The sequence below is a fragment of the Streptomyces sp. NPDC057900 genome (assembly GCF_042887885.1).
In the GTDB taxonomy this organism is placed as follows: Bacteria; Actinomycetota; Actinomycetes; order Streptomycetales; family Streptomycetaceae; genus Streptomyces.
Window position 1 is genome coordinate 1,259,761 of sequence record NZ_JBHVOI010000002.1, and the last position, 25,657, is coordinate 1,285,417.

21 protein-coding genes are annotated in these 25,657 nt (G+C 72.4%); 9 read left to right on the forward strand and 12 right to left on the reverse strand.

From position 1 onward, the window contains the following. Positions 1-227 precede the first annotated feature (227 nt). From ACFVQ0_RS13030 to ACFVQ0_RS13050, 5 genes are read left to right on the forward strand one after another with little or no spacing between them, the layout of a single operon-like run. Positions 228-3,179, forward strand: a complete 2,952-nt coding sequence (locus ACFVQ0_RS13030; RefSeq protein WP_390087286.1) for a nitrate- and nitrite sensing domain-containing protein — start codon at positions 228-230, stop codon at positions 3,177-3,179. After that, a complete protein-coding gene (locus ACFVQ0_RS13035; protein ID WP_390087287.1) occupies positions 3,176-3,655 on the forward strand; it encodes a roadblock/LC7 domain-containing protein in 480 nt (159 codons plus the stop codon). The genes ACFVQ0_RS13030 and ACFVQ0_RS13035 overlap by 4 nt, the downstream gene beginning before the upstream one ends. Beyond that, complete coding sequence (locus ACFVQ0_RS13040) at positions 3,652-4,068, forward strand: DUF742 domain-containing protein (RefSeq protein ID WP_266782798.1); 417 nt, start codon at positions 3,652-3,654, stop codon at positions 4,066-4,068. The genes ACFVQ0_RS13035 and ACFVQ0_RS13040 overlap by 4 nt, the downstream gene beginning before the upstream one ends. After that, positions 4,049-4,699: an ATP/GTP-binding protein gene (locus tag ACFVQ0_RS13045; protein ID WP_390087289.1), complete on the forward strand. Its 651-nt coding sequence runs from the start codon at positions 4,049-4,051 to the stop codon at positions 4,697-4,699. Before ACFVQ0_RS13040 ends, ACFVQ0_RS13045 begins: the two co-directional genes overlap by 20 nt. A gap of 30 nt (positions 4,700-4,729) precedes the next feature. Next, a complete protein-coding gene (locus tag ACFVQ0_RS13050) occupies positions 4,730-5,965 on the forward strand; it encodes a styrene monooxygenase/indole monooxygenase family protein (protein WP_390087291.1) in 1,236 nt (411 codons plus the stop codon). Positions 5,966-6,023: 58 nt separating this feature from the next. On the opposite strand, the gene ACFVQ0_RS13055 is transcribed toward ACFVQ0_RS13050, so the two are convergent. From ACFVQ0_RS13055 to ACFVQ0_RS13075, 5 genes are all read right to left on the reverse strand, one after another. Further along, positions 6,024-7,208: an NlpC/P60 family protein gene (locus ACFVQ0_RS13055; RefSeq protein WP_390087293.1), complete on the reverse strand. Its 1,185-nt coding sequence runs from the start codon at positions 7,206-7,208 to the stop codon at positions 6,024-6,026. A 154-nt stretch (positions 7,209-7,362) separates the two neighbouring features. After that, positions 7,363-10,116, reverse strand: a complete 2,754-nt coding sequence (locus tag ACFVQ0_RS13060; RefSeq protein ID WP_390087295.1) for a PQQ-binding-like beta-propeller repeat protein — start codon at positions 10,114-10,116, stop codon at positions 7,363-7,365. Between the two features lie 109 nt (positions 10,117-10,225). After that, a complete protein-coding gene (locus tag ACFVQ0_RS13065; protein WP_073736933.1) occupies positions 10,226-10,492 on the reverse strand; it encodes a hypothetical protein in 267 nt (88 codons plus the stop codon). 17 nt (positions 10,493-10,509) lie between these two features. Beyond that, entirely contained in the window at positions 10,510-11,262 is a 753-nt protein-coding gene (locus ACFVQ0_RS13070; RefSeq protein WP_390087296.1) for a TetR/AcrR family transcriptional regulator, read from the reverse strand. Positions 11,263-11,351: 89 nt separating this feature from the next. Then, the gene (locus tag ACFVQ0_RS13075) at positions 11,352-12,287 is read right to left on the reverse strand and encodes a diiron oxygenase (protein ID WP_390087298.1); all 936 of its coding nucleotides are present in this window, start codon (positions 12,285-12,287) and stop codon (positions 11,352-11,354) included. A gap of 178 nt (positions 12,288-12,465) precedes the next feature. On the opposite strand from ACFVQ0_RS13075, the gene ACFVQ0_RS13080 reads away from it, so the two are divergent. From ACFVQ0_RS13080 to ACFVQ0_RS13090, 3 genes are all read left to right on the forward strand, one after another. After that, complete coding sequence (locus tag ACFVQ0_RS13080; RefSeq protein WP_390087300.1) at positions 12,466-13,587, forward strand: ferritin-like domain-containing protein; 1,122 nt, start codon at positions 12,466-12,468, stop codon at positions 13,585-13,587. Positions 13,588-13,659: 72 nt separating this feature from the next. Beyond that, positions 13,660-14,757 (forward strand): protein kinase family protein, encoded by a 1,098-nt coding sequence (locus ACFVQ0_RS13085; RefSeq protein WP_390087302.1) that lies wholly within the window; start codon positions 13,660-13,662, stop codon positions 14,755-14,757. 101 nt (positions 14,758-14,858) lie between these two features. Beyond that, positions 14,859-15,719, forward strand: coding sequence for a hypothetical protein (locus tag ACFVQ0_RS13090; protein ID WP_390087304.1), 861 nt, complete (start codon positions 14,859-14,861; stop codon positions 15,717-15,719). A 47-nt stretch (positions 15,720-15,766) separates the two neighbouring features. Here the strand turns inward: ACFVQ0_RS13090 and ACFVQ0_RS13095 are convergent, their stop codons facing one another. From ACFVQ0_RS13095 to ligD, 7 genes are all read right to left on the reverse strand, one after another. Then, a complete protein-coding gene (locus ACFVQ0_RS13095) occupies positions 15,767-17,224 on the reverse strand; it encodes a peptidoglycan D,D-transpeptidase FtsI family protein (RefSeq protein WP_390087306.1) in 1,458 nt (485 codons plus the stop codon). Between the two features lie 34 nt (positions 17,225-17,258). After that, complete coding sequence (locus tag ACFVQ0_RS13100; RefSeq protein WP_390087308.1) at positions 17,259-18,638, reverse strand: FtsW/RodA/SpoVE family cell cycle protein; 1,380 nt, start codon at positions 18,636-18,638, stop codon at positions 17,259-17,261. An 80-nt stretch (positions 18,639-18,718) separates the two neighbouring features. Then, complete coding sequence (locus ACFVQ0_RS13105; RefSeq protein ID WP_390087809.1) at positions 18,719-20,047, reverse strand: ATP-binding protein; 1,329 nt, start codon at positions 20,045-20,047, stop codon at positions 18,719-18,721. A 35-nt stretch (positions 20,048-20,082) separates the two neighbouring features. After that, on the reverse strand, positions 20,083-20,889 hold the full coding sequence (locus tag ACFVQ0_RS13110; protein WP_390087310.1) for a hypothetical protein: 807 nt from the start codon (positions 20,887-20,889) through the stop codon (positions 20,083-20,085). Positions 20,890-21,002: 113 nt separating this feature from the next. Continuing rightward, positions 21,003-21,350 (reverse strand): zinc-ribbon domain-containing protein, encoded by a 348-nt coding sequence (locus tag ACFVQ0_RS13115; protein ID WP_390087312.1) that lies wholly within the window; start codon positions 21,348-21,350, stop codon positions 21,003-21,005. Then, entirely contained in the window at positions 21,347-23,485 is a 2,139-nt protein-coding gene (locus tag ACFVQ0_RS13120; protein ID WP_390087314.1) for a PBS lyase, read from the reverse strand. The genes ACFVQ0_RS13115 and ACFVQ0_RS13120 overlap by 4 nt, the downstream gene beginning before the upstream one ends. 193 nt (positions 23,486-23,678) lie before the next feature. Further along, complete coding sequence (ligD, locus tag ACFVQ0_RS13125) at positions 23,679-24,575, reverse strand: non-homologous end-joining DNA ligase (RefSeq protein WP_390087316.1); 897 nt, start codon at positions 24,573-24,575, stop codon at positions 23,679-23,681. 60 nt (positions 24,576-24,635) lie between these two features. Between ligD and ACFVQ0_RS13130 the strand changes: the two genes are divergently transcribed. Further along, positions 24,636-25,652: a Ku protein gene (locus ACFVQ0_RS13130; RefSeq protein ID WP_390087318.1), complete on the forward strand. Its 1,017-nt coding sequence runs from the start codon at positions 24,636-24,638 to the stop codon at positions 25,650-25,652. The last annotated feature ends 5 nt before the right edge of the window (positions 25,653-25,657 follow it).

A 25,657-nucleotide genomic window follows, 5' to 3' on the forward strand; every position in this document is an offset into this window, starting at 1 on the left:
GGAAGTTCCAGCCGGACGGCCAGGTGTACCGACGGGGCCCCGTGGGGAGAGTTGTTCGTCAACTCTTGAGTGTTGTTCACTCGTTCAAGTGGCGGAGTGGTTGATGCGCGCCCCCCTCTCAAAAGCACTGGAATGGTCAGAAGCCGTACCAGGGGGCGGGGCGCTCGTTCAAGTGGCCGTGCGTCACCTCTGCTTCAAGGGCGGACGAGTCAAGATTGCGAGCACCGGTGCAGAAGAAGCGGCCTCGGAGCAAGGGCGGCAAGAACAGCGGTTCCGAGGTGGCGTCTTCGGCGCCGGCCGAAGGCGGGCGCACCGTGCGCGTACGCAGTCGGCTGGTCGCGGGGGTCGCGGTCGTCGGGATCACCGTCATAGCCGCGGGGGCACCGGCCGCCCTCAGCGCCTCGTCCGAGCTGAACGACTCGCAGCGGCTGGTCACCCTCGCGGAGCTGAACCAGCAGGCCATTGCGCTGGCGCACTCCCTCGCGGACGAGCGCGACGAGGTCACCGCGTACATCGCCGCCGGCCGGGAGGGAAAGCCCGGCCAGGGCGGCGCCACCGGAAGCCGGAGCGCCCGTGTCGACCAGCAGGTCGACGAGATCCGCGACGCGGCCCCCGACGCCCTGCGCCGTGACCTCTCCACCATCCCCTCGCTGCGCCGCGACGCCGTCAGCGGCAAGGGCTCCGCGCTGGAGGCCCACCAGTCGTACTCCGAGGTCATCGCCAAGCTCCACGACCTCGCGGACGAACTCGCGGAGAAGACCCCGCCGCGCGCCGCCGGAGCGGGCCGCGCCCCGCTCGCCCTCGGCCAGGCCACCGAACACGCCTCGGCCACCCGCGGGCTGCTGCTCGCCGCGCTCGCCGTCCCCCGCAAGGAGCCGGTGACACAGACCGACCCCTTCACCGGGCTGCCCGTCCAGACCCAGGACGAGGGCCCCACCAAGGAGGACCGCACCCGTGACGAGCTGAGCGCCGCCGCCCAGCAGGCCAGGGTCGGCGAACTCTCCTCGCTCGCCGACTTCGACCAGGCGGCCGGGGCCACCGCCCGCGACAAGCTCGCCTCCACCGTCACCGGCCCCGAGGTCAACGACGCGGAGAAGTACCTCGCGGAGCTCACCGACCGCCCCGAGCTCTCCGACGCCGACCAGAAGGTCAGCGGCAAGAAGACCGGAGCGGCGCTCTCCGCCCGGATCGACCGGATGCGCAGCGTCGAGTCCGCGCTCGGCACCGCCCAGGTGCGGCGGCTTGAGCAGCTGCGCGACGACGACGTCACCGCGCTCGAACTGCGGATCGCCCTCCTCGGCGGCTGCTTCCTGATCGCCGTCGGCGTCTCCACCGCCGTGGCCCGCACCCTCACCCAGCCGCTCGCCGTGCTGCGGATCGGCGCCGCCCGCCTCGCGGCGGAACCCGACACCGCGGAGCCGGTCCGCTACACCGGCCGCAACGACGAGTTCGCCCAGGTCGTCCGGTCCATCAACAGCCTGCAGGGCAGGCTGCACGGACTGCTCCACGACTTCAACGGGCGGTTCGGGAAGCTGGAGAGCGAGCGCGCCGAGCTGATCGCGGGCCGCGAGGCGCTCACCATCCAGCGCGCCGAACTCCAGGTCCACACGGCCGACCTGACCGCGCAGCTGGAGAAGCTCAGGAACACCGTCCACCACACCTTCGTCAACCTCTCGCTGCGCAACCTCGGCCTCGTCGAGCGCCAGCTCGGGGTCGTCGAGTCGCTGGAGGAGCGCGAGCAGGACCCGGACCGGCTGGCCACCCTCTTCAAGCTCGACCACATGGCCACGGTCATGCGCCGCCACAGCGAGAACATGCTGGTCCTCGCGGGCGCCGAGCACGGACACGCCCACCCGGGCCCGATCCCGCTGGTCGACGTGGCGCGCGCGGCGGTCAGCGAGATCGAGCGGTACGAGCGGGTCACCATCCAGTCCCTGCCGCCGCACGCCCAGATCGCCGGGTTCGCCGCCGACGACCTCAGCCACCTGATCGCGGAACTCCTGGAGAACGCCACCTCCTTCTCGCCGCCCGACTCCCAGGTCCAGCTCTCCGGCTGGCTGCTGGAGACCGGCGAGGTCATGCTCTCCGTGCAGGACGAGGGCATCGGCATGTCGTCCGTACGGATGGGCGAGCTCAACACCCGGCTGGCCGACCCGTCGCTCTTCGAGGCGGGCGAGCAGAACGCGGACGGCGCCGGTCTCGGCCTCCAGGTGACGTCGCTGCTGGCCGCGCGGCACGCCGTACGGGTCCAGCTGCGCGAGCAGAAGGACAACGGGGTGACGGCGGTCGTCGTCCTGCCCACCGCCCTGCTGCCGAAGGCGCCGCCCGCCGCGACCCCGCCGCCGGTCACCGCGCCCGGCGACGCGCCCACGCTGAACCTGCCGGGTTCGGTGGCGGAGGCCAACTCCAACGCGCTGCCGAGCCGCACACCGTCGCTCTCCGCCGACCCGCTGATCGCGGCGGCCGAACAGACGATCGCCAAGTCCGAGGCCAACTCCGAGGCCGAGGCGACCCCGGCACCGGCCCCGGCACCGGCCCCGGCACCGGCCCCCGAGCCGTCCCCGGCGCGTCCGGAGAGCGACGCCGAGACCACGATGCAGGTCCGGCTTCCCCGGGTGCCCGAATTCGACGACGTGCCCGAGTTCACCCACGCACCCGCCTTCGGCGCGGGGCCCGAGCCCACGCTCGCGTCCGGCCCCTACGCCATCGGCCCTGACACCCACGAGCGCGCCGCGGACGAGGGCCCGCAGCCGGCGCCCGGCCCGGAGACCGGCCGGCCCGACACCCCGGCACCCGCCCCGGCCCCCGCACCCGCCGCCGACACCGTGCCCGGTCCGCGCCACCCGGAGCCCGACCGCCCCGCGGCCCGGGTCACGGACAAGGGGCTGCCCAAGCGCACCCCCAAGGTCGTCGCGCCGACCGCCGCCCCCACCGCCGACCGCACCGGCAGCGTGGACAAGGAGGCCCTGCGCCGCCGGCTGGGCGGCTTCCACCAGGGCGCGAAGGACGGCCGCAGGGACGTCGAGGCGGAGATCGCCGAGTCGGCCGGGTCCGCCGCCACGCCGGGAACGGCCGACTCGGCCGCCCGCACCGCACGTACAGGCCACACTGAGGCGGCCGACCGTACCGACGGTCGAACCGACGAGACGGGGGACACAGTCGAGGAGGCACGCAGTTGACTGCGCCCAGCACATTCGGGCTGAGTACCGAGGCCCGGAACCTTCAGTGGTTGCTGAGCAATCTGGTGGAGGAGGTGCCAGGGGTCCACTCGGTCACCGTCGTCTCGTCGGACGGCCTGATGCTGCTCTCCTCCGACCCCGGCCACCAGACCGCCCAGGCGGCGGGCAAGCAGGACGGTCCGCGCGGCTCCAGCGCCGACCTGGCGACCATCGTCTCCGGAATCGGCAGCCTCACCGTCGGCGCCGCGAAGCTGATGGAGGGCGGTGGCGTCAAGCAGACCATGGTCGCCATGGAGGAGGGCAGCGTCTTCGTCATGTCGATCAGCGACGGCTCGCTGCTCGGCGTGCACGCCACCCCTGACTGCGACATGAGCGTCATCGCCTACCACATGGCGCTCTTCGTCGGCCGGGCCGGCCACGTACTCACCCCCGAACTCCGCAGTGAGCTGCGCAAATCGATGGAGAGCGCCCAGTGACCCACGCCGCCGCCGAACCCGCCCGCAGGCTCCCCGTGCGCGGGGCCGACAAACGGCCCGCGCGGGTACGCCCGTACTCGCTCACCGGTGGCCGCACCCGGTTCGGCCACGTCCTGCTCGTCGAGACGTTCGTGGCCGCGCTCGAAGCCCCGGACGAGCGGCGCGAACTGACCAACGGCAACCTCGCGTCGCGCGTCATGCCGGAGCTCCAGGCCATCGTCGAGCTCTGCCGCCGGATGCGTACCGTCGCGGAGATCTCCGCACTGCTGAAGATGCCGCTCGGCGTGGTCCGGGTACTGCTCAGCGACTTGGCCGACCAGGGAAAGATCCGCGTGTACGGGACCGGGCACGGCACCGGCCAGCCCGACCGCGCACTGCTCGAAAGGGTGCTCAATGGACTCCGTCGTCTCTGAGTCGCCGCTGTTCGCCCCGCGTCAGCCGGGGCCCGGGAACCAGGCAGAAGAAGGCCTGCAGGACTGGCAGCTCGACCACACCAGGGCCCCGGTCGCCACGAAGATAGTGGTCGCGGGCGGCTTCGGCGTCGGCAAGACCACCTTCGTGGGCGCGGTCTCCGAGATCACCCCGCTGAAGACCGAAGCGATGATGACCCAGGCCAGCGAGGAGACCGACGACCTCAGCGCCACGCCCGACAAGGTCACCACGACCGTCGCCATGGACTTCGGCCGCCTCACGCTCGACGACGACCTCGTGCTGTACGTCTTCGGCACCCCGGGCCAGCAGCGCTTCTGGTTCATGTGGGACGACCTGGTGCGCGGCGCGATCGGCGCGATCGTGATGGCCGACACCCGCAGGCTGGCCGACTGCTTCCCGGCGCTCGACTACTTCGAGAGCTGCGGGCTGCCGTACATCGTGGCCGTCAACCACTTCGAGGGCACGCCCGGGTTCGAGTCCGAGGACGTCAGGGAGGCCCTGACCGTACCCCCGCACGTGCCTGTTGTGATCATGGACGCGCGTAACAGGATCAACGTCGTCGAGGCCCTGCTGGCGCTGGTGCGCCACGCCCTTGAGACATCCCCGGAATAGCTCGCACGTCACACACAACGGAGAACCGCGATGCGGAAGATACTCATAGTCGGAGCCGGTCAGTCCGGGCTCCAGCTCGCCCTGGGACTGCAGTCCAGAGGGTACGAAGTCACCCTCATGTCCAACCGCACCGCCGATGAGATCCGTTCGGGGCGGGTCATGTCGACGCAGTGCATGTTCCACACCGCGCTCCAGCACGAGCGGGACTACCAGCTCAACTTCTGGGAGTCCCAGGCCCCGCGCATCGAAGGCCTCGGCGTCTCGGTGGCCGCGCCCGACTCCTCGCGGGCCGTCGACTGGGTCGGCAAGCTGGACGGCTTCGCGCAGTCCGTGGACCAGCGCGTGAAGATGGCCGGCTGGATGGACACCTTCGCCCAGCGCGGCGGACAGCTCGTCATCCACGGCGCGGCCGTCTCCGACCTGGACTACTTCTCCCGCACCTATGACCTGGTGATGGTCTCCGCGGGCAAGGGTGAGCTGGTCTCCATGTTCGGCCGGGACGCGTCCCGTTCGCCGTTCGACGCCCCGCAGCGCGCCCTGGCCGTCGCGTACGTCCACGGCATGGGCCCGCGCCCCGAGCACCCCGAGTTCGACGCGGTGCGCTGCAACCTGGTCCCGGGCGTGGGCGAACTCTTCGTGATGCCGACCCTCACCACGTCCGGCCGCGCCGACATCCTGTTCTGGGAGGGCGTACCGGGCGGACCGCTCGACGTCTTCCAGGGCATCAAGGACCCCTCCGAGCACCTGGCCAAGACGCTGGAGCTGATGGAGCGGTTCACCCCGTGGGAGTACGCACGCGCCACGAAGGTCGAACTGACCGACGCCAACGGCACCCTCGCGGGCCGTTACGCCCCCACCGTCCGCAAGCCGATCGGCCGGCTGCCCGGCGGCGGTCTGGTGCTCGGCGTCGCGGACGTGGTCGTCGCCAACGACCCGATCACCGGCCAGGGCTCCAACTCGGCGTCCAAGTGCGCCAACGCCTACCTGGACTCGATCATCGAGCACGGCGACGGCGAGTTCGACGCGGCGTGGATGCAGTCCACCTTCGACCGCTACTGGGACACCGCCCAGCACGTCGTGAGGTGGACGAACGCGATGCTCGGCGTCCCCCCGGAGCACGTGCTGAACCTGATCGGCGCCGCCGGTCAGCTCCAGCCCGTCGCGGACCGCTTCGCCAACGGGTTCAACGACCCGGCGGACTTCGACAACTTCTTCTTCGAGCCCGAGAAGACGAACGCGTACCTCGCCTCGGTGTCCGGGGCCTGAGCGCTCTCCGCCCGCTGGACGGAACCGGCCCGGCCGGCCCCGTCCAGCGGGCGCGCTGTCATCCGGTGGGCGCGGTGGAGACGCTGTACCCCTCGTCGGAGCCCCCGGACGCACCCTTGGGGAGCTCCGGTGCCTTGTACGTGCGCAGCGGCGCGCTCTCCGGGTCAGGACGGACCGCGCCCAGCAGCGGATTCGACGCCAGCGGCGAGACCTTCACCAGGGAGCCGGGGCGTGGCGCCTGCACCACCAGCCCGTTGCCGATGTACAGCGCCACATGCGTGGCCTTCGGGAAGTAGACCACCAGGTCACCGGGGCGCAGCGCGCTCACCGGCACCTTGCGGAGCTGCCGCCACTGCTCCTGCGACGTACGCGGAATGGTGCGTCCGGCGTTCGCCCAGGCCTGCGAGGTGAGCCCGGAGCAGTCGAACGAGGAGGGGCCCTCCGCGCCCCACACGTACGGCTTGCCGATCTGCCGGACCGCGTACCTGACCGCCTCGCCGCCCTCCTCCGACGGCGGCCGGGTGGAGGACAGGGCGCCCGAGGTGACCAGCGCGTCCTGGGCCTCGGCCGTGCCCTTCTGTTCGAGGCCGGACACCTCGGTGAGCTGGTCCGCGGAGAGTGTGGCGAGCTTCGCCTCGACCTCCTTCAGGCGCTTCCCCACGGCGTCGCGGTCCTTCTTCTGCCGCGCGGCCAGCACCTGCTGCTTGTCCAGCACCTCGCGGGATTCCTTCGCCAGCTCGTCGGCGCGCTTCTCGGCGCCGGTGAGCCGCCGTACGGTCGCCACCCGCCCGGCCGCCAGCCGCTGGATGACCTGACCCTGGTCCAGGGCCTGGGCGGGGTCGCGGGACAGCAGCAGTCGCAGATACGAGGAGAAGTCGGAACGGCCCTGGTACTGCTGGCGGGCCAGCCGTCCGGCGGCGTCGCGGCTGCGGGACAGCGAGAGCCGTGCGGTGACGAGGGCGGAGTCCAGCTTCTTCGCCTGCGCGGTCCGCTTCTTCAGCTCGGCCGCCGTCCCGTTGTAGGCCTCGGTGGCCTCCTCCGCCTGCTGGTACAGCTTCTGCAGCTCCACCAGCAGCGCGGCTGCCCCGGTGCCGGGATCAGCCGCCCCCGGGGCCGGCTCGCCCACGGGCGCGGAAGACGGGGACGGGGACGGGGAGGGCGCGGCCACGGCGGCGGCCGGTGAGGTCACGACGACTGCTGCGAGCGCCGCCGTGCAGACGGAGCGCAAGACACTGCCCGGCACGACATCACCTCCGATAGCGGGGTGAATCGTCGGACTACCCCATAAGTGAGCGCAATGCCTCTATACGCTCACCTGCCGTCAGGTGATTCAAGAACCGAGGAGCGTGGCGGCGGCCGGATCCCCCGGAAGGCGGCGCTGCCACGCCGCCCTCCGGTCAGTCGACCGGGAACGCGTAGATCATCCGGCCGCGCCGGACGAGCGCGCTCTTCCCGGAGGTCAGCACCTGGTACGCGGCGGTGACCGTGGCTCCCTTCGGGTCCTGCTCCCCGATGTCCTGGAACTTCCACAGCCGCCGCCCGTCGGCCGCCGCGAACGCGGTGACCTGGCCGGAGCTCGCCGCGAGCAGGGTCCCGCCGGTGCCGCTGACGCTGATCACGGGAGTCACGTCGGTGCGCGGCCCCTCCGTCGAGCGCTGCCAGCGCGGCCGCCCGGTCGCCCGGTCGACCGCCCCCACCTCCTGGTTGCTGTTGGTGGTGTGCAGCAGTGCGCCGGCCTCGACCGAGTTCCCGAAGTGGGAGCCGCGGGTGCCGTTGACCGTCCACTTCGGCTTTCCGTCGGGCGTCCCGAAGGCCCGCAGGTCATTACCGACCGCCGCGTACAGCAGGCCGTCCGCATCGCCCACGGCCGCGCCGCCGGGTGTGACGGTGCCGAACGCCTCGGTCCACTTCGCCTTCCCGGTCTTCCGGTCGAAGCTGCGGAACCTGCCCTTGCCCTTCGCCGCCTTCACGTCCGCCGCGGTGAGCGACTGTTGACTCTGCCGTACGACGATGTCGTCCGGCCGCACCGCGATCAGCCGGTACTCCGGCGCCTCCGGGCCCCGGCCGGTGGGTACCGGCGTCCGCCACAGCTCCTTGCGCTGCTCGATGTCGTACCCGAACAGGTACGACTTGACGACCACCTTGTCCTTCCCGCGCTTCTTGCCCTTCTTCGGCTTGGGGGCCTTCACGGTGGACTTCGTGGAGCCGGTGAACCAGACGGTCGAACCGGACGCGCCCACGAGATCGGGCACCACCAGGTGCGGAGCGCCGTCGAACCCGTCGGCGTACGTCAGCCGGTGGGCGACCTTGCCGTCCTTCGCGGACAGCCACAGGAACTCGTCCGGAGCGGCGACGAAGCACAGCTCCTCGCCCGCGGGCAGGGCCGCCTGCCCCTTGGCGGCGTCCGCGTTCTGCCAGACCCGGCGGCCGGTGCGCAGGTCGATGGCGGTGGCGTGGTCCGAGTCGGTGAGCACCAGCAACCGGTCGTTCCAGAGCGCGGCGGTGCGCGGGGCCGGTTCGGACGCCGGGTGCTCGTGGATCCAGCGCGGCTGCGGAGGCAGTCCGGCGACGGCGGCCCGGCTGGTGCTCGGGGCGGGCTTGGCGTCGTCCGTGGGCTCGGGGTCGTCGCCGGAACCGAACGCGAACACCGCGCCACCGCCGACCAGCAGCCCGGCGACCCCGGCCGCGGCCCCGATCAGCAGGCTCCGGCGTCCGGCGGACGGACGCTCGGGAGCGGCCGGGAGAGGGAAGGGGGCGGGAAGGGGAGCAGGACCCTGGGCAGCCGGGTGGGGCGCCGGGAGGGCCGCGTGGGGGAAGGGCGCCGCGGGGGCGGTGTAGGGCAGCGGCTGCTGCGCCTGGGGGGACTGAGGCGCCTGGGGGGACTGAGGGGGCTGCTGCACCTGACCGGCCGGTGGTCCGGCGGGGCCGGGCAGCTCGCGGTTGAGCGCGAGTTGGGTCGTCGCCAGGTCGGACCGGGGTGCACGGGGATCGATGATCCCGAACTGGGCGGTACGGGTGTCGCGGCCGGGCGCGGGTTCCCCGGACCCGTCGCCGGCGGGAAGCGCCGGGGGCACGGCGTCCTGCACGTCGGGGACTTCGGGGGCGTCCGTCGCGTCCGGACCCTCCGGGGCGCCCGCCGCGTCCGCCGTATCCGGGCCCTCCGGGGCGCTCGCCGCGCCTCCAGCGGACGCCGCGTCCGCCGTGTCCGTCACGGGCACGGCGTCCTCGATGACGGGCGGCGCGGTCTCCAGCGCCCGTGCGCGCACGCCCTGTTCCGCCACCGCCGCCGACAGCGGAGCCGGCAGCCAGTCGCCGCCCTTCGCGAGCCCGGCCGCGCCCTCCAGGGCCAGTTCCGCGGCCACCGCACCGGCCGTCGGCCGGTCGTCCGGGTCCTTCGCCAGGCAGCGGCCGATCAGATCGCGCAACGCGTCCGGCACGGAGGCCAGCTCCGGGTCGGTGTGGGCGATCCGCTCCGCGGCCTCCGTCGCGGGGCCCTCCGCCAGCGGGGTGCTGCCGGTCGCCGCGTACGCCAGCAGCAGGCCCAGCACGAAGAGGTCGGACGCCGGACCGGCCTCCTCGCCCTCGACCTGCTCCGGGGTCAGATAGCCGAGCCGGACCGAGAGCTGCCCGCCCGGCCGTGCCTCCGCGTCGGCCGCCGCACCCAGCGGGCCGAAGGCGGTGAGCCGGGGCCCGTCCTCGGCCAGCAGCACCGTCCTGGGGGCGAGCCCCTGCAGGACGGCTCCGGTGGCGTGCACCCGGGAGAGGGTCTCCGCGATGCCCGCGCCCAGTATCCGCACGGCCCGTTCGGGGAGCGGCCCGGCGGTCTCGATCGCCTCGGCGAGGGTCAGCGCCGGCACGTACTCGGCGGCCGTCCACAGCGGCTCGTCGTCCTCCGCCCCGTCCGTACCGGTGTCCAGCTGAGCCGCCACCCAGCCACCGGCCAGCCGGTCCGCGGTCCTGGCCTCCGCCTCGAAGTGCCGCCGGAAGCCGGGCAGCGCGGCCAGTTCGGGACGGGCCGCCGTGACCACGGCGAGGTCCTGCGAGGTCGCGCCGTGCGCGAGGTACTGCACCGCCGCGGCCGTCTCACGCAGCCGCACCAGTGCCGTGTACGGGCCGAAGCGGCGTGGATCGTCCTGACGCAGCGCCTCCATGGCGCACCCCCTATATGACCGTCCTCGGACCTGACCGTCGATCTTACGGTCTCCGCCGGGACGGGGAGCCTCGCCCCGGCTCACCCCATACGCGTCCTGCCGGTGTGCGTCATCCCGGCTTCGACCAGGGCCACTTGGGGCTGTGCCGCTCGCGGCCCCCCGGGGCGTACTCGTACACCCAGCCGCGCTGGATGCCCAGCCGCTTGGAGTACCCGGCCGGGACCCGCCGGTACGCGTGCACGGTGGCGGGTCCGCCGTCGGCGTCCGGGACCGGGACCTCGTACCACTTGGGCGGGTGGCCGGTCGCGCCGAGGAGGACGGGCAGGGCCCGCCCGTCCAGCGGGCCGCCGGTGAAGGGGACGTTCTCGCTTCTCACCCGCCCAGTCTGACCGATCAGTCCGGGGGCAGCAGGTGCGCCGCCGCGCCGACCACCGGGATCAGCCGCTCCGCCAGCCGGCCGGCCGGACCCGCCGCCGTCTCCAGGGGCAGCAGCTCGGCCACGGCGGTGGCGGTGGCCGGGTCCGTGGCCGCGGTGACCGCGAGGAGTCCGATGAACTGGTCGACGAGCCAGTCGCGCAGCTCGGACGCGTCCGGCTGCTTCCCCTCGTCCAGCCAGATCAGCGAGGCCGCCTCGACGGCCGCGATCCAGGTGCGCACCATCATCCGCAGCCGGGCACCGGGATCGCTGCCCGCGCCCCGGCCCAGGTGCAGCAGGATCTGGTCGGCCGCCGCCCGCCGTACCTCGTCGACGATCGTGCTCGTACGGGACGTCTCGGCGACACTGCCGCCGCGCAGCAGCGCGCTGAAACCGGCGTCGTGCTGGTCGACGAAGGCGAGGTAGCGGTCCAGCACCCGCGTCACCCGCTCCGTGGGCGGGCCCACCGCCGGTTCCGCGAAGCACAGGATCAGTTCCTCGGCGGCGGACCTGAGGGCGGCCTCGTACAACTGCTGGCGCCCGCCCGGGAAGTAGCGGTAGACCAGCGGCCGGGAGACACCGGCCACCGTGGCGACCTCGTCGAGCGACACCTCGTCGGGGGCCCGGTGTGCGAAGAGGGTGAGTGCCGCACCGAGGAGCTGGGTGCGCCGCTCCTCGACGCTGAGCCTTCGGTACGCGCGCTGCGGGGGCGCGGCTGCGGCAGGGGTCATACCCACAACCTTAGGGCCTCTCGTTTGGATCAGGCCGGGCTCGCGGGGACCGGCCTGATCCAAACGAGAGGCCCTGAGGGCTTCCACCTCTAGGCGAGCAGGCCCGAGTTCTTCCACAGCCTGCGGCCCACCCCGTTGAGCACCCCGATGTCGTCGAAGAAGTCGGTGAGCCGCTTGGCGCCCGACTGCATGACCTCCGCCCGGTGTCCGCTCTCCCGTACCTGGGCCACGGCCTCCTGGCGGTCCAGGCCGACGTTCTCGTACACCTGCGGGTTGACGAAGCAGACGGAGAAGACGCGGGCCGCCTCGCCGCAGCTGACCCGGGTCAGCTCGCGCTCCCAGCGCGGCGCGGTCACCATCTGGCGGCGCAGCTCCTCGCGGGCGTAACGGACGTGCCGGGCCTCCTCGATCACATGGATGCGGGTCACGCCGCGCACCAGGCCCTGGACGCGCTCGTCGGGGAAGGTCAGCCGCTGCATCCAGTCGAGGATCTCCTCGCCGAGCAGGGTGGCCGCGAACGAACCGGGCGTGGTCGAGATGGTCTTCAGCACCCGCGCGAGGTTGTGGTACCGGCGGGGGATCGGGTAGCAGGGCGCCCCGCCCCAGGTGATCATCCGGCCGAACATCATCGAGTGCCGGCACTCGTCGGCTATCTCCGTGAGGGCGTAGCGGACGTGGTTGCTGACCACCGGCTTGTCGTAGATGTGCCGGACCAGCAGCTGCATCAGGATGATCTCGAACCAGATGCCGAGCGAGGCCAGCGAGGCCGATTCGTGCCGGGCCAGCTCCTGCCGCTGCTCCAGCGACATCTTCCGCCACAGCGGGGTGTCGTAGAGCGAGACCAGCTCGGGCGGCCAGAACCACTTGCCGTCCTCGGGCACCGAGTCCCAGTCGAGCTCCTTGTCGGGGTCGAAGGAGTGCTTGGCCGAGGCCTCCAGCAGCCGTTCCGCGATCTGTTCGCGGTCCCGGAGCGGGCCGAGTGCGTCACGGAGCAGCCGCACGTCGTGTTCGGTCACTGTCGTCATGGCTGGAGGCCCCTCGGGCGTGAGTTACCGGCGGTCACCACTTATGAGACCGTCTGTCAGCAAGCCCGTCAATCCCTTGTGCGCGACTTGTTGACCCGGCGTCTACCAACGTGTGAACCTGCCAACTGAGCCAGCCGGTACGAGAATTGCCGAAGCATGCGAGGCGAAGGAGCCGTCCATGTCGACCCACGACCTCTACACCACCGCCCCCGACCAGCCGCTGTGGACCGTGCCCGCCTCCGGAGCCGCCCGCTTCAGCTGGGACTACGACGACGGCCGCGAACGCCTTCTCGCCCTCTACCAGAAGGGCAAGGACAAGCAGTGGGACGGCAACAAGCGCATCGACTGGAGCCTGGAGGTCGACCCCACCGACCCGCTCGGCACCCCGGACGAGGCCCTCACCCTGTACGGCACCCCGCACTGGGCGAAGATGACCGAGAAAGACCGGGGCGAGCTGCGTCAGCACTACACCTCCTGGCAGTTCAGCCAGTTCCTCCACGGTGAGCAGGGCGCGATGGTCTGCGCGGCCCGGATCGTGGAGTCCGTCCCCGATCTGGACGCCAAGTTCTACTCCGCGACCCAGACCATGGACGAGGCCCGGCACGCGGAGATCTACGGCCGGTTCCTGCACGAGAAGATCGGGATGCTCTACCCGGTCAACGACAACCTCCAGGGCCTCCTGGGGGACACCCTGCGCGACTCCCGCTGGGACATGCCCTACCTCGGCATGCAGGTCCTCATCGAGGGCCTCGCGCTGGCCGCGTTCGGCATGATCCGCGACACGACGACCAAGCCGCTGCCCAAGCAGATCCTCGCCTACGTCATGCAGGACGAGGCCCGCCACGTCGCCTTCGGCCGGATGGCGCTGCGCGACTACTACAAGCAGCTGAGCGACGCGGAACTGCGCGAGCGCGAGGAGTTCGTCATCGAGGGCTGCTACCTGATGCGCGACCGGCTCAGCGGGGTGGAGGTGCTGGAGAACTTCGGCATCGGCAAGCAGGAGGCCAAGGAGCTCTCCGAGCACTCCGAGTTCCTCCAGCTCTTCCGCAAGCTGCTGTTCAGCCGGATCGTCCCGTGCGTCAAGGACATCGGCCTGTGGGGTGAGCGGCTCCAGAAGGCCTACGTCGACATGGGCGTCCTCGAACTGGGCGACTCCAGCCTGGACCTGCTGATGGCGCAGGACGAAGAGATCGCGGAACAGCTGGACCGGGACCGCTTCGCGGCGGAGGAGCACGCGCGGGTCGCGGAGGTCGCGGAGGCGATAGCGGACGGCGGGACGGCGGATCAGCCGGCGTCCTAGGGAAGCCTCGGCGGCCTCGGCGTCCTCGGAGGGCTGACTCCCCTGGTACCGCCGCCGGTTAGGGTCGGCCGCATGAGCGAGAACGACCACGCGGCCGGCCGGGCGCCGGACCGGCCCGACCGGCACGCCGACCGGCTGGCCGACTACGGTGCCGTCTCCACCCGGCTGTCGCTGCTGAGCGACCACCGGCTCCGCGAACTCGTCCACGCGGCCACGCCGACCGGAGAAGGCATCGGCGGGAGGTCGGCGGAGCTGAACGTGTGCGGGCGGCGGGTCTTCGTCAAACGGGTGCCGCTGACCGACCTCGAACTGCGGCCCGAGAACGTGCGGTCGACCGCCAACCTCTTCGGGCTGCCGCTGTTCTACCAGTACGGGATCGGCTCGGCCGGATTCGGCGCCTGGCGGGAGCTGGCCGCGCACACCATCACCACCAACTGGGTGCTCGGCGACGCCTGCCCGGACTTTCCGCTGATGTACCACTGGCGCGTCCTGCCGGACTCGGCCCCGCCGGACTTCACGGGCCAGTTCGGGGGCATCGACGGGGCGGTCGCCCACTGGGAGGGCTCCCCGGCCGTACGTGACCGGCTGGAGGCCATCGCCGGCGCCTCGGCCAGCCTGGTGCTCTTCCTGGAGCATGTGCCGCAGACCCTCGCGGCCTGGCTGGGCGAGCGGCGCGCGGCGGCCCGCGAGGGCGGGGAGGGCCCGCCGTACGAGTGGCTGGACGCGGCCCTGGCCCGAGGGGCGGACTTCATGGGCTCCCGGGGGTTCGTCCACTTCGACGCCCATTTCGGCAACATCCTGACCGACGGCCACTCGATCCGCTTCGCGGACTTCGGCCTCGCCCTCAGCACCGGGTTCGAACTCTCCGCGGAGGAGTCGGCGTTCCTGGCCGGGCACCTCGCGTACGACCGCCACTACGTCGCCGGGCACCTGATCCGCCACCACCTGTTCGACGAGGTCTGCGACGCCGGGTTCCTGCGGCGATGGATCGCGGGCGACCGACCCGAGGGCGTACCGCCCGAGGCCGCCGCGGTCCTCGACCGGCACGCGGCGGCCGCTGCGGCCCTGGACGGCTTCCACCGCCGCCTGCTCGGGGTGAGCAGGCGGACGCCCTACCCGGCGGCCGAGATCAACCGGGCGGAGGCGGTCCGCCCGGGCGTCCGCCGATGAATTCCCGGGCCGCGGAGGCGAGTCCGCGCCGTGTCGGCGGCCCTGTCGAGAAGGCCCCGGGTTCGAAATGGTGTTCGCCCGCATGACGTAACTTGGGCGCCATGACCACGCCGCCGCCCCAGCCCCCGCAGGGCCCGTACGGACCACCGCCCGGCCCGTACGCCCCGCAGACTCCGTACGGACAGCAGCCCCCGCAGAGCAACCCGTACGGACAGCAGCCCCCGCAGGCCCCGTACGGACCGCAGCCCTTCGGCTATCCGTACGGACCGCCGCAGCCGTTCGGCTATCCGCAGGGGCCGCCGCCGCCCCGGAAGAGCCGGACCGGGCTGATCGTGGGGATAACCGTCGGCGCGGTCGTGGTGGCCGGGGGCATCGTGTTCGGGGTGGCCAAGCTGGCCGCCGTCGGGGAGTCGGTGGCCGGGCGCGGGTTTCCGGCGGCCGAGTACAGACTGACCGTGCCCAAGAAGCTGCTGGACGGCGAGTACACGCTGCTCAAGGACTCCTCCGCGACCGACGGCCGGGAGATCGAGGAGACCTACGACCCGAGCATCCGCGACGCCAAGGCCGTCGTCACGCAGTACACCTCGTCCGCCGGGGGCACCCTGATCGTCTCGGGCACGTGGGGACGGATCAAGGGACCGGAGAACACCCGGGACAAGATCCTGGAGGGAGCCGCCCAGAACGACGGCATGACCATCGCCGTGCCCGCCAGGGAATTCACCCCCGAGGGATACGACATCACCGTGGCCTGCCAGGTGGTCAGCTCCAAGGAGGGCGTGCTCAGCAGCACCCTGCCCATGTGCGCCTGGGGCGACGACAACACGGCGTCCTTCGTCGCCGTCGTCACACCGGAGACCGCGAGGCAGGACCCAGAGAAGGTCGACCTCGAAAAGGCGGCGCTGGCCACCGCCAAGGTCAGGGCCGAGTCGCGCAAACCGATCGGCGGCGCACAGGCCGGCTGACCGGCCGCTGACCGGCTGTCCGGCCCGCCACGCCACGCGCGTCCCCGTCAGTCCGCCAGCGCCGCCTCCATGACGGAGCGTGCGATCGGCGCGGCGCTGCCGCCGCCGCTGATGTCGGCCCGGTCGGCTGCCGCGTCCTCGACGACCACGGCGACCGCGACGGCCGGCCGGGCGGAGTTCTCCGCCTGCGCCCAGGAGATGAACCAGGCGTACGGGGTACCCGTGTTGTCGACGCCGTGCTGGGCCGTGCCGGTCTTGCCGCCGACCGTCACCCCGTCGATGGCCGCGTTGCCCCCGGTGCCGTCCCGCACCACGTCGATCATCATCTGCCGCAGCTCGGAGGCCGTCTGCGGATTCATCGCCCGGTGGTAGGTGCGCGATCCCGTGGTGCGGACGGTGGAGCCGCTGTGCGTGGTCGTACGGTCCACCAGGTGCGGGTACATGAGCTCGCCGCCGTTGGCCACGGCCGAGGCCACCATCGCCATCTGGAGCGGGGTCGCCGTCGTGTCGAACTGGCCGATCGAGGACAGGGCCAGCTGGTCGTCGCTCATGTCGGTGTCGAAGTTGCTCTTCGCCACCCCGGAAGGAATCCTCAGCCCGGTGTCGTTGAAGCCGAACTTCCCGGCCGCCTCCACCATGCCGTCAAGGCCGACCCGCACCCCGAGCCGGGCCATCACGGTGTTGCAGGAGACCCGGATCGCCTCGGCCAGGGACGCGTCCTCGCAGCCGCTCGCCTCGTCGGGCAGCGTCGTCGAGGTGCCCGGCAGGACGTAGGGGGAGGGGGTGTCGGTGGCGTCGTCCGGGTCGGTGACGACCTCGGCGTCCAGCGCCGCCGCCGCCGTCACGATCTTGAAGGTGGAGCCGGGCGGATAGGTCTGCCGGATGGCCCGGTTGAGCATCGGCTGACTGGTGTCCGCGTTGAGCTCCCGCCAGGCGTCGGTGACGGACGAACCCGTGCCGGAGAGCCGCCCGGGGTCGTACGAGGGCGTCGAGACCAGGGCCAGGATCTTGCCGGTCGTCGGCTCGATGGCCGCGACGGCACCGCGCCGGCCGCCGAGCCCCTCGTAGGCGGCGCGCTGCATGGAGTCCTTGACCGTGGTGGCGACGTCGCCGCCGGGCTGCCGGCTGCGGGTGATCTCGTTCCAGAAGGGGAGCGGGGCGAGCATCGGATCGGCGCCGGACAGGATGTCGTCCTCGGCGTTCTCGATCAGGGTGGTGCCGTACGTCTGCGAGGCATATCCGGTCACCGGGGCGTACAGCGGTCCGTAGCGGTAGGTCCGCTCGTACGCGAGCTGCTCGTGGGTGTCCTCGGAGCCGGTGACGGGTTTGCCGTCGGCCAGGATGTTGCCGCGCGGCTGGTCGTAACGGTCGATCGTGTTACGGCGGTTGGCGGCGTTGTCGTCGAGCGAGGGGGCCTCGAAGACCTGGACGCGGGCGGCGTTCAGCAGCAGCGCCACGAGCAGCAGCAGGCAGAAGGCGGCGGCGCGCCGGATGTAGCGGATCACGGCCGGGCCTCCCGGACGGTCGGCGCGTACGGGGTCACAGCTCGTCCTCCAGGATGGGTGCGATGACTCCGGTCTCCACCTGGTCCGGGTGGGGTCTGCGGGCCTGGTCGCTGACCCGGATCAGCAGCGCCACGATGATCCAGTTGGTGACCACGGACGAACCGCCCTGGGCGAGGAACGGCATCGCCATGCCGGTCAGCGGGATCAGCCCCATCACGCCGCCCGCGATCACGAACACCTGGAGCGCCAGGATCGAGGCGAGACCGATCGAGAGCAGCCGCCCGAATGAGTCGCGCAGGGCGAGCCCGGCCCGGTAGCCGCGCGCCACCAGCAGCGCGTACAGCATGAAGATCGCCGTCAGCCCGGTCAGGCCCAGCTCCTCGCCCGCCGTCGCCAGGATGAAGTCGGACTTCGCGGCGAACCCGATGAGGATGGAGTGCCCGAGCCCGAGCCCGGTGCCGAGCATCCCGCCCGCCGCGAAGGCGAACAGCGACTGGGCGAGCTGGCTCGGCCCCCGGCCCGCGTCGATGGAGGCGAACGGGTCGATCCAGTCCTTCACCCTGCTGTGCACATGCGGTTCGAAGGAGCCGACGACGAAAGCGCCGACGGCAGCGAGCAGCAGCCCGACGGCGATCCAGCCGGTCCGGCCGGTCGCCACGTACAGCATGATCACGAACAGGCCGAAGAAGAGCAGCGAGGTGCCCAGGTCGCGCTCCAGGACCAGGACTCCGACGCTGAACAGCCAGATCGCCACGATCGGGCCGAGTACCCGGCCGGTGGGGAGCTGGAGCTTCCAGATCCTGCGGCCGGTGTACGCGAGGGCGTTACGGTTCGCGGCGAGGTAGGCGGCGAAGAACACGGCGAGCAGGATCTTGGCGAACTCGCCCGGCTGGAAGGAGAATCCGCCGATCCTGATCCAGATCTTCGCGCCGTTCACGGCGGGGAAGAAGATCGGCACGATCATCAGGACCAGCGCGGCGGCGACCGAGAGGTACGCGTACCGCTGGAGCACCCGGTGGTCGCGCAGGAACACCACCACCGCGATGAAGAACGCGACGCCGAGCGTGGACCAGACCAGCTGCGTGGTCGCCGCCTGGTCCTTCGGGGTCTCCAGATCGAGCCGGTAGATCAGCACCAGCCCGAGCCCGTTGAGCAGGACGGCGATGGGCAGCAGCAGCGGATCCGCGTACGGGGCCCGGAAGCGGACGGCGAGATGGGCCAGCAGGGCGAGCAGCCCGAGGCCGCCGCCGTACCCGGCGACATCGGGCGGGACCGCGTCGTTCCTGGCCAGACCGACGGCGGCGTAGCCGTAGACGGAGATGAGGACGGCCCCGATGAGGAGCGAGAGTTCCACGCCGCGCCGCTTGGGCAGGCGCAGCTCGGGCGGGGGTGCGTCCGCTGTCGTTGCGGTCATGCCACGCAACGTAGCAAGAGGTGGGGGTTATTTTGCTTATGTCATAGTACGGAGGTTCGTGGGGCCGGGGTGGCGTGCCGTCAGAAGTGTGGTCCGGGCGGCTCCTTCCGGTCGTTCCTCCCGTTCTGCTGGTCCTCGCGGTCGTCCTCGCGCTCGCCCCCGTCCTCGCGGGATACGTACTCCGGCAGCGTCAGCCGCGCGACCGCCCCGCCGTCCGCCGCGTTCTCGAAGGCCAGCCGGGCGCCCATCACCCCGGCCTGCCCGGCGGCGATGGTCAGCCCGAGACCGTGCCCCTTGCTGCCGCCCTCGGTACGGAAGCGCTGCGGACCGCCCTCCGTCAGATAGTCCGGGAAGCCCCCGCCGTGATCGCGCACGGTCACCACCGGCCCGTCGACCGTCAGCACGACCGGCGGGCGGCCGTGCCGGTGCGCGTTGCTGATCAGATTGGAGAGCACCCGCTCCAGCCGCCGCCGGTCCGTCTCGACGCGCACCGGCGGCCCGTCCCCGACGATGTCGACCTCGGTCCCGGTGCCCGAGGCGGCCACCACCCGCCGGGCGAGCGGCGCCAGTTCGTACACGGCCAGGTCCACCTGCTCGGTACGGGTGTCGAGCCGGGAGATCTCCAGCAGGTCCTCGGTGAGGGCGCGCATCGTCCGGACCCGGTCCTGGACCAGCTCGGAGGGACGGCCGGGCGGCAGGAGTTCGGCGGCGGCCGACAGGCCGGTCAGCGGGGTGCGCAGCTCGTGCGCGACATCGGCGGTGAAGCGCTGCTCGGCCAGCAGCTTGCGCTGGAGCGCGGAGGCCATCGTGTCCAGCGCCCCGGCGACGATCGCCACCTCGTCCTGACGCCGCGAGGGGCCGGCCGTACGGGGATCGTTGACGCGGGCGTCGAGGTCGCCGGCCCCGATCCGGCGGGCCACCCGCGCGGTCTGGTGCAGCCGCCGGGTCACCCGGGTGACGGCGAACCCGCCGGCCAGCAGCGTCGCGCCGATCGCCAGCAGCGAGGAGCCGATGATCGCCCCGTCCAGGCCGTTGATCGTGCGGGCGCTCTGGCTGTAGTCGATGTGGGTCGCCAGCGCGTGGCCGTCGGCCGGGGCGGCGGCCCACATCGTCGGGCGGCCGAGCAGCTCCGCGACCATGGTGCCGCGCTCCCCGTCCACCGCCAGCTCGCGCAGCGACGCGGGCAGCCCCGGCGGATCGATGCCGGACCGGGGCGGGAGCGCCTCGCCCGCCTCGTAGGCGGCGGTCACGTCCGTCAGCCGGGCCAGCGCCTTCTCGCGGGCGTGGCCCACCGTCTGGCGGGTGACCGCGGTGTGCACCAGCACGCCCAGCAGCGCCGCGAGCACGCAGCACATCACGGTGATGAAGACCGCGGACTTCCAGGTCAGCGTCGCGGTCCAGGCGGGCATCCGCGGCCCGCGCCGCCCGGCCGCGACCGGCCGGCTCACCGGCGCTCCGCGGAGACGGCCGCCGAGGGCGCGGCGGTGGGCGCGGCGCTCTGCCGTGCGGTGGGAGGCGGCGCCGTCGGCGCGGCGGAGGGCAGCTCGCCGGGCCGTTCGGTGGGGCGCCGGGGCCGCGGGTGGCGGCGGCCGGGCTCCGGCTGCGGGGTCATCCGCAGGATCCCGTCCTGGGTCGGCAGCATGGCGCGCTGCCTGCTGTCCCAGGACCAGGCCGTGCGGTACTCGTACCCCGTGATGGCCGAGGGCGCCCGCATGATCAGGTCCCGGCCCGCCAGCTCCACGCTGATCACCGCGTCCGAGGTGGACATGATCCGGGTCAGCCCGTTCGCCTCCGGCATGTAGACCCGTACGGACAGCTGGCGGTCCGCCAGCTTCACGGCGAGGACCAGCTCGTCCCTGCCGTCGCCCGTCAGATCGCGGTAGTACGGCGCGAGCACCGGGCAGTCGTCCGGCGCGGTCCGGCAGGCGTTGATCCGGCGGACCGCCGCCGCCGGGAGTTCGTCCGTACCGCTGGCCCGGTCGGGGCGCGCCTTCAGGCCCGCCTGCACCACCGCCACCGGGTCCAGCCGGTGCACATCACCGCCAGGCACGGTGATGCCGGGGATGTGCGCTGTCTCGCCCTCGCCGTAGTCGTACGGAGCGGCGGAGGCGGGCGGCAGCTCCGGCCAGAGGCGGGCCGGGCCGATGGCGTCCGGGACCGGTCCGGTGCTCTTCAGCCCGCCGCCGGTGCCGCACCCGGTCAGCAGGGCGGCGCCGGCCAGCAGCGCCGCCGCCCGGTGCTGCGCACGCATGGCATTCTCCGTTCCCGAGGTCCGTCGAGCCGTGTGCACGCGCTCGCGCACGGCCCCGGCTCCACAGACCTTATTCGGGGGGAAGTCACTTATGCGTATTTAGTGCTGATACGTCAGTGCTGATACGGGTTCTGCCCCTGTCCCTGTCCCTGGCCCGGCGCTCCCGGCGCGAAGCCCGGCTGGCCCTGCGCCTGCCCCTGCCCGAACGGGTTGCCGTCCTGCGACGCCACGTGCTGGGCCATCAGCTGCTCGGCCTGCTCCTTGGGTATCCGCTGCTCACCACCGCAGAACGTGCACTGCGTGGCGAACTTCGTCGAGAAGGGGAACAGCGGCACGAAGAACAGCGTGAACTTCGTGACCCGCTTGCGCAGGGTGTGCGCGGACGGATTCCCGCACCAGCCGCAGACCATCGTCATGACGGCCAGTTGGTAGAGATAGCCTCGCGTACCGAAAATGATCATGTTGTGGGTCCCTTCCCCGTATTACCCCTGAGCGCCCGGCGGCAGAGCGCCAGCAACTTCTCGTCTTCGTATGTGTCATGGCTGCCGTAGCCGCCGTCCATCGCGTTGTGACGGCGTACGGAGGTGAGCTCGGCGCGCAGCACGTGTGCCGCGTCAGAGCCTGCACCAGCGGCCCCCATCCGCGCCAGGCATTCGGCCACCCGAACCCTGACATGGCGGTTCTGCTCCCAGGCGGCCAGGAGTACCGGAACGGACTCCCGGGCCCGCCCGGAAACCTCCCACAGGGCGATCGCCGCGTCCACCCGCAGCCACAGCTCCTCGTGCCCGAGCAGCGCCCGCAGCCGGGGCGCCGTCACCCCGGCGAGCGGTCCGAGCCGGCCCAGCGCGCTCGCCGCCGCCCGCCGCTCGTGCGCGTGGTCCGCCTGGAGCCCCTCGATCAGGACGGGCAGCACGGCGGAGGCGTCCCCGTCGACCGCCCAGAGCGCCTCCGCGGCCTCCGTCGCCGCCGAGGTGCCGGGCCGCCGGATCAGCGCCCGCAGTTCCGGTACCGCGCACCACGCCGCGGGCCCGAACGAGCCGAGCGCCCGCAGCGCCGCCGTGCGCAGCCACTCGCCCCGGTACTCCGGAGCCCCGCGCAGCACCCGCAGCACCTCCGGAGCCGCCTCGCCCGCCCGCAGCGCGGTCAGCCCGGCCAGCAGCGGGCTCGCCCGGTCGTACGCCCCCTCGTCGAGGCCCACCTCACCGAGCCTGCGCCGCAGCGCACCGGCCAGCGGCCGGGCCGCCGGGCCCAGATAACCGATGGCGGACCCCACGTCGTGCGGCACCTCCGGCCGCTCCAGCGCCGCGGCCAGCGCGGGCAGAACGCGGGCGTCGCCCAGCCGGGACAGCGCCTTCACCGGGCTGCCGAGCCCCGGCGGCCCGCTCGCCCACTCCTTCACCCACGCGCCCGGATCCGCCGCGACCCGGGCGGCCAGCGCGTCGGCGGCCGGTGCGGCCAGGCCGAACAGCTCCTCCAGCACGTGCGAGGCGGCCTCGGCCAGCCTCGGCTCGGCGGCACCGAGCTGCTCGCCGACCAGCCGCACCAGCTCCGCGTAGGAGCCGCGCCAGGCCCGGATCAGCCCGCCGCTCATGCGGACCGCGTCGATGCGCTGCCAGCGGTCGGGGCTGCACAGCTGATCGGCCAGCAGCGCCGTCCGCTCCGCGACCCGGTCGTCGAGCCCGACGTGCAGGGTCCGCAGCAGATCGGCCGTCCAGGGCGCGGTGCGGCCCGCGCTCTCCTCTGCGGGCATCGCGCGCAACTGCCCCACCAGCGTCACCGGAGCGGCCCGCTCCTCCGCCCCGGCCGGTTCCGGCTCGCTGTGCGCCCCGGCGGACCGGCACCCCGGCTCCGCGTCCCCGGCGGCCGAAGAGGACCGCAGCTGCCGCAGCAGGCCCGCCACCACCCGCACCACATCGCCCGGCAGCGCCTGCGGTGCGCAGCGCGCCAGCTGGGCCAGGGCCGCCAGCCGCAGCCCCGGCGGGTACGCCTCCGCGGCCAGCCGGCTCAGCCAGTCCGCGATCTCGTCGGTCAGCGGGCGGTGGCGCAGTGCGACCCGCCCGGCCGCCTCGACCAGCGCGAGCCGCACCTCCTCGTCCCGCTCCACCGCGAGACGCTCCCGCAGCAGCGGCAGGACCAGCGCGGGGTTCCCGTGCAGGGTGGCCAGGGCCAGCGGGGCGGAGACCCGTACCCCCGGGTCGTCGTCGGCCATCAGCGCGAAGAAGACCCCGGCCCCGGCGGTGACGGCCGCCGCCGCCATGGCGTAGTTCGCCGCGCCCTCTATCTCGTCCTCGTCCATCTCGTCCTCGTCGTCCTCGTCGAGGTCGATGCCACCGATGCTGGTGAGCAGCTCGACGATGCCGCCGCGGTCCGGGACCGCCGGGTCCACGACCAGCTCGAAGAGGAAGGGGATACAGGCGAGGGTGCACGCGTAGACGTCACCCTGGTGGTGCACGGCCCCGTACATGCCGTCCAGCGCTCCCTCGCGCTCCGCCGGATCGGCGGACGCGAGGCCCTGGAGCAGGCCGGGCACATCATCGGCAGGCCCGTAGGCATGCTCCATCGAGGCCCAGTCGACCTCGTCGATCCCGGCGAACACGCCATCGCCTCCCCACGCCTTACGGCCTCACCCACGATTGCCGGCGGCGTCGCGGGTGAGGCCGTCTCCACGAAGCAGTGTCTGCGCAGAGTGTGCACCACCGCTCGGACAATCCACCCGCCACATGCGGCCTTTTACCTTTGGACATGACAACAACGGCAACGGTGCGGTATGCCGCGGACCGCGGAAGGCCCTACGCGGTGTCCGGGACCGGACGGCCCCGGTCCGGCTCGTTGAGCGGCCCGAGCAGATCCCCGTACCGCGCCAGCCGTTCCGCCATGTCACCGGCCAGGAAGACCAGCTCACCGGGGCTGCGGCACGCCTCGATCTCCGCCCAGGTGACCGGCGCGGAGACGGTGGGTTCGGCCCGCGCGCGCAGGGTGTACGGGGTGGCGGTCGTCTTCGCCGCGGCGTTCTGGCTGAAGTCGACGAACACCTTCCCCGGCCGCAGGGCCCGCTTCATCCGGTGCACCACCAGTTCCGGAAGCTCCAGCTCCGCCCGGACGGCCAGCCCCTTCGCGTACGCCGACACCCGCCCGGACGGCGTGGGCTCCAGCGGTACGAGCAGATGCAGCCCCTTGGAGCCCGAGGTTTTCCCGTACGCCTCCAGGCCGTCCTCTGCCAGCCGCTCCCGCAGCCAGAGAGCGACCTCGCAGCACTCCACGACGCTCGCGGGCGCTCCGGGGTCCAGGTCGAACACCAGCCGGTCGGCCACCCCCGGCGTACCGGCCCGCCACTGCGGGGTGTGGAACTCCACCACCAGGTTGGCCGCCCACATCAGCGAGGCCAGATCCGCCACCACGATCTGCCTGGCCCCTTCGTCGTCGTGGTGCGGCACCGGCGCGGTCCGTACCCAGGACGGCGTACCGGGGGGCGGGTTCTTGGTGAAGAACCGCTGCCCGTCCGGTCCGTCCGGATAGCGCAGGAACGACACGGGCCGCTCCCGCAGATGCGCCAGCAGCGCCTCGGCGGCCGTGGCCGCGTAGTAGTGCAGCACCTCGCCCTTGGTGGTGCCGGTGGCCGGATACAGCACCTTGTCCAGATTGCTGAGCGTCAGGCGCCGCCCCTCCACCTCGGTGATAGGCGACATAAGATAAGGATCACACGCAAAACGTATCGATAGGCGTATATAGGTTCTAAGGGGTGACCGGTGAGGTCCATATGGAATGGCGCCATCTCCTTCGGGCTGGTCAGCATCCCGGTCAAGCTGATCAACGCCACCGAGAACCACTCGGTCTCCTTCCGCCAGATCCACCTCACCGACGGCGGCCGGGTCCGCTACCGCAAGGTGTGCGAGCTGGACGGGGAAGAGGTGCCGTCCGCCGAGATCGGCAAGGGCTACGAGGACGCCGACGGCTCGGTGATCCCGATCACCGACGAGGATCTCGGTTCGCTGCCGCTGCCGACGGCCAAGACGATCGAGATCGTCGCCTTCGTACCGGCGGGCGCGATCGACCCGCTCCAGATGGACACGGCCTACTACCTCTCCGCCAACGGGGTCCCGGCGGCCAAGCCGTACACCCTGCTGCGGGAGGCACTGAAGCGGAGCCGGAAGGTCGCCGTCGCGAAGTTCGCGCTGCGCGGGCGAGAGCGCCTCGGGATGCTGCGGGTCGTCGAGGACGTGATCGCGATGCACGGCCTGCTCTGGCCGGACGAGATCAGGCCCGCGCAGGACATCGCGCCGGAGTCCGGTGTGAAGGTGCGCGACGCCGAACTCGACCTGGCCGACGCGTTGATGGCCACGCTCGGCGAGGTCGACATGGACTCGCTGCACGACGACTACCGGGAGGCGGTCGAGGAGCTCGTGGCGGCCAAGGCCGCCGGCGAGGTGCCGCGGCGGGCGGAGCCCGAGGACACCGGCGGCAAGGTGATCGACCTGGTCGCGGCGTTGGAGAGCAGCGTTCGGGCGGCGAAGGAGGCCCGCGGGGACGGCGAGGACGCGCCGGTCGCGAAGGTCACCTCGATGGCCGACCACAAGGGCGGCAAACGTTCGGCGAGCAAGGCCCCGGAGAAGAAGCCCGCGGAGAAGAAGCCCGCAACGAAGAAGACGGCCGCGAGCGGGACGGCAGCCAAGAAGACGACGGCGAAGAAAAGCGCGGCGAAGAAGACCGCAGCGAAGAAGCGGAGCAGCGCGAAGAGCGCCCCGCGCAAACGCACGTCGGCCTGACCACG

Bases quoted from the DNA above. Each gene is read 5' to 3' on its own strand.
- ACFVQ0_RS13045 (WP_390087289.1), top strand. From the start codon at position 4,049: ATGGACTCCGTCGTCTCTGAGTCGCCGCTGTTCGCCCCGCGTCAGCCG.
- ACFVQ0_RS13050 (WP_390087291.1), top strand. From the start codon at position 4,730: ATGCGGAAGATACTCATAGTCGGAGCCGGTCAGTCCGGGCTCCAGCTC.
- ACFVQ0_RS13060 (WP_390087295.1), bottom strand. From the start codon at position 10,116: ATGGAGGCGCTGCGTCAGGACGATCCACGCCGCTTCGGCCCGTACACG.
- ACFVQ0_RS13070 (WP_390087296.1), bottom strand. From the start codon at position 11,262: ATGACCCCTGCCGCAGCCGCGCCCCCGCAGCGCGCGTACCGAAGGCTC.
- ACFVQ0_RS13075 (WP_390087298.1), bottom strand. From the start codon at position 12,287: ATGACGACAGTGACCGAACACGACGTGCGGCTGCTCCGTGACGCACTC.
- ACFVQ0_RS13080 (WP_390087300.1), top strand. From the start codon at position 12,466: ATGTCGACCCACGACCTCTACACCACCGCCCCCGACCAGCCGCTGTGG.
- ACFVQ0_RS13085 (WP_390087302.1), top strand. From the start codon at position 13,660: ATGAGCGAGAACGACCACGCGGCCGGCCGGGCGCCGGACCGGCCCGAC.
- ACFVQ0_RS13090 (WP_390087304.1), top strand. From the start codon at position 14,859: ATGACCACGCCGCCGCCCCAGCCCCCGCAGGGCCCGTACGGACCACCG.
- ACFVQ0_RS13100 (WP_390087308.1), bottom strand. From the start codon at position 18,638: ATGACCGCAACGACAGCGGACGCACCCCCGCCCGAGCTGCGCCTGCCC.
- ACFVQ0_RS13105 (WP_390087809.1), bottom strand. From the start codon at position 20,047: ATGCCCGCCTGGACCGCGACGCTGACCTGGAAGTCCGCGGTCTTCATC.
- ACFVQ0_RS13110 (WP_390087310.1), bottom strand. From the start codon at position 20,889: ATGCGTGCGCAGCACCGGGCGGCGGCGCTGCTGGCCGGCGCCGCCCTG.
- ACFVQ0_RS13115 (WP_390087312.1), bottom strand. From the start codon at position 21,350: ATGATCATTTTCGGTACGCGAGGCTATCTCTACCAACTGGCCGTCATG.
- ligD (WP_390087316.1), bottom strand. From the start codon at position 24,575: ATGTCGCCTATCACCGAGGTGGAGGGGCGGCGCCTGACGCTCAGCAAT.